This window comes from Streptomyces sp. NPDC002889, from assembly GCF_042888425.1.
Classification (GTDB): domain Bacteria; phylum Actinomycetota; class Actinomycetes; order Streptomycetales; family Streptomycetaceae; genus Streptomyces.
Genome location: NZ_JBIAPT010000067.1, coordinates 1 through 3,394, shown reverse-complemented (window position 1 = coordinate 3,394; position 3,394 = coordinate 1). Strand labels below are relative to the sequence as shown.

Genomic DNA, 3,394 nt, shown 5'->3' with positions numbered 1-3,394 from the left:
CTTCGGGGCGGTTCGTGGCCTGCCCGTTCGTGGGGTCGGGTGTGCGGATGTATCGGACGGGTGATCTGGCCCGGTGGTCGCCGGACGGTGAGCTGTTGTTCGCCGGCCGGGCGGATGAGCAGGTGAAGGTTCGTGGGTTCCGGGTGGAGCCGGGTGAGATCGAGGCCGTTCTCGGTACGCATGAGGCGGTCGGTCAGGTCGCGGTGATCGTCCGGGAGGACCGGCCGGGGGACAAACGCCTCGTCGCCTACGTCGTTCCGGTTATGGATGACCAGGTGGACGAGCCAGTGCTGCGGGAGTTCGTGGCCGACCGGTTGCCCGACTACATGGTTCCTGCCGCCGTGGTCGTGCTGGAGGAACTGCCCGTCACGGTCAACGGAAAGCTCGACCGGGCGGCTCTTCCTGCCCCCGACTTCGCCGGAGTGGCGGGCGGCCGTGGGCCCGCGACGCCGACGGAAGAGGTGCTCTGCGGGCTGTTCGCCGAGTTGCTCGGCCTGGAGTGGGTGAGTGCCGAGGCCTCGTTCTTCGAACTCGGCGGCGACTCGATCCGGGCCATGCTGTTGGTGGCGGTTGCCCGGCGGGCCGGACTGCTCATTGAGCCCCACCAAGTGTTCGATCTGGCGACTCCGGCTGCTCTGGCAACCGTGGCAGTCGCGCTGGACCAGGACGTGCCGGTCGGTGAGACGGCCTCCGGCGCCGGGGAAGTGACGTTGACCCCGGCGATGCATGAGCTGCTCGACGCGGCCGGCCCGGTCGCGGGCTTCCAGTCGGCGCTCGTGGCGACTCCGGCGGCACTGGCCTTCGAGACCTTGGTCCACGCGCTCCAAGCCCTCGTCGATCACCATGATCTGCTCAGGGCTCGGCGGGAAGCCGGGCGGGAGTGGCGGCTGGTGGTGCCGGAAGCCGGGACGGTGTCGGTCGCGCCGTGCATACGGCGCGTCGACGCGACGGCGCTCGATGACGACGGCCTCGAGCGGGCGATCGCCGAGCACACGTGGGACGCGGCGAGCCGACTGGACGCCCAGGCGGGCATGATGATCCAGGCGGTGTGGTTCGACAGGGGGCCGGATTTCGCGGGGCGGCTCCTGCTGGCCGTCGACCACTTGGCGTTCGACGCGACGTCCTGGCGAGCTCTTCTACCGGATCTCGCGCACGCATACGCGGCGACCGCGGCCGGCCGGGACGCCGCGCTGGAGCCGGTCCCGACGTCGTACCGGCATTGGGCGCAGGCCCTGACCGCGCAGGCCGGAAGCGAGGAACGACTGGCGGAGCTGCCGGAATGGACCCGGCTGCTGCAAGGTGCGAATCCGCCGCTGACCGCACAGCCTCTGGACCCGGCCAGGGACGTGGGCGCCACGGTGCGACAGACGTCGGTGCGCGTCCCTGTCGAGGTCGCCTCGACGCTGCTGACCGGCGTCCCCGCCGCGTTCCACGCGAGGATCGACGATGTCCTGCTGACCGGCCTGATCACTGCGATCGCCGAGTGGAGGCCAGGCCAGGACAAGTTCGGCGGACTACTGGTGGATGTAGAGGGGCCGGACCGCGGCAGGGTCCCGCTGGCCGGATGCGCCGAGCTGTCCCGTACGGTGGGCCGGTTCAGCAGCGGCTGTCCCGTCCGGCTCGACGCCGGAGCACTCGATCCCGCCGAGGTGCGGGCCGGTGGTCCGGCTGCGGGCGGGGCTGTGAAGCGCATCAAGGAACAACTGCGGGCGGTGCCGGGAGACGGGCTGGGATACGGCCTGCTCCGTTACCTCAACCCCGAGACCGCGCCCACCCTCGCCGCTCTGCCCACCGCCCAGATCGGCTTCGCCTATCTGGGGCGGTTCACCAGCGGGGACAGCGACTGGCAGCTGATCCCGGAGCACGGGCTCATCGAGGGCATCGGCGAGCAGGCGCCGGTCAGGCATGCCCTCGAAGCCAAGGGCCTGGTCCAGGACCTGCCCGATGGGCCTCAGCTCGTCCTGAGCCTGGCGTGGGCCGAGAACCTGCTCGACGAGACAGCCGCCGAGCGGCTGCTCTCCGGCTGGGCGGCGATGCTGAGCGGTCTCGCCACGCACACCTCCCGGCCTGGCAGCGGCGGCCACACACCTTCCGACTTCCCTCTGGCCGCGCTCGACCAGCCGCAGATCGAGGCACTCGAGGCGGACGCCCGTGGGGTGGTCGACGTGCTGCCGCTGTCGCCGCTGCAGGAAGGGCTGATGTTCCACGCCCTGTACGACGAGCGGGACAGGGACATCTACGTGGAGCAGAAGACCCTCGATGTGCAAGGGCCCCTGAACATACGGGCGTTACGGGCAGCCTGGGACGCCCTGCTCGAACGGCACGGGAGCCTGCGCGCCGGCTTCCGTCAGATCGTCGGAGTCGAGGAGCCCGTGCAGGTGATTGCGCGGCAGGTGGTCCTGCCCTGGCGGGAGGAGGACCTGTCGGGGCTCGCCGAGGACGCGGCGCTGGCCGAGGCCGAGCGGCTGGGGAGCGAGGAGCGGGCCCGGCGGTTCGATCTCGCGGAGCCGCCGCTGCTGCGGATTCTTCTGGCCACGTTGGGTCCGGAGCAGTACCGCCTGGTGATCACGCTGCACCACATCGTGCTGGACGGCTGGTCGCTGCGGCTCCTGATACGGGAGCTGTGGGCCGCCTATACGGCCGGTGGCGATGCCAGGGGGCTGCCACCGGCCACTCCGTTCCGGGAGTACCTGGCGTGGTTGGGCCGTCAGGACAAGGCAGCTGCGCGGGAGGCGTGGCAGCAGACGCTGGCCGGCGTGGAGGAGCCCACACTGGTTGCGGCGGTCGATCCGAATGCCCCGCCGGTCCTGAGCCGGAGGGTGATCGCTGACCCGAGCAAGCCGCTGGCGAAGGCGCTGCGGGAGTTGGCTCGTGGTCAGGGCCTGACGTTGAACACGGTCCTTCAGGGTGCTTGGGCTCTGGTGGTCGGGCAGTTGAGCGGGCGTCGTGATGTCGTGTTCGGCGCGGCCGTGGCGGGGCGGCCTGCGGAGCTGCCGGGCATGGAGGACATGGTCGGGCTGTTCATCAACACGGTTCCGGTGCGGGTGCGGTTCGATCCGGATCAGTCGGTCTCGGAGATGCTGGCGGAGTTGCAGGCGCAGCAGTCGGCGCTGCTCGGTCATCAGCATCTGGGTCTCACCGAGATCCAGCGGCTGGCCGGACCCGGCGCGATGTTCGACACGCTGATGGCGTTCGAGAACTTCCATGCGGGCGAGGCCGACCCTCCCGATCCACTGGTGCTGACCGACTCCAGGACTCGGATGACAACCGACTTCCCCTTGAGCCTGGGCGTCGAACCGTCCGATGAGCTGAAGTTCTGGCTGGATTATCGGCCGGATGTGTTTGGGGAGGGGGCTGCGTGTGCGGTGGCGCGGCGTGTGGTGTGGGTGTTGGA

Annotated in this window: 1 protein-coding gene; it reads left to right on the top strand. The window is 70.2% G+C overall.

Annotated features, from left to right (window positions below):
* Nucleotides 1-47 precede the first annotated feature (47 nt).
* On the top strand, nucleotides 48-3,394 hold a 3,347-nt coding region (locus tag ACFYWI_RS38335), incomplete at its 3' end, for a condensation domain-containing protein (protein WP_389240791.1).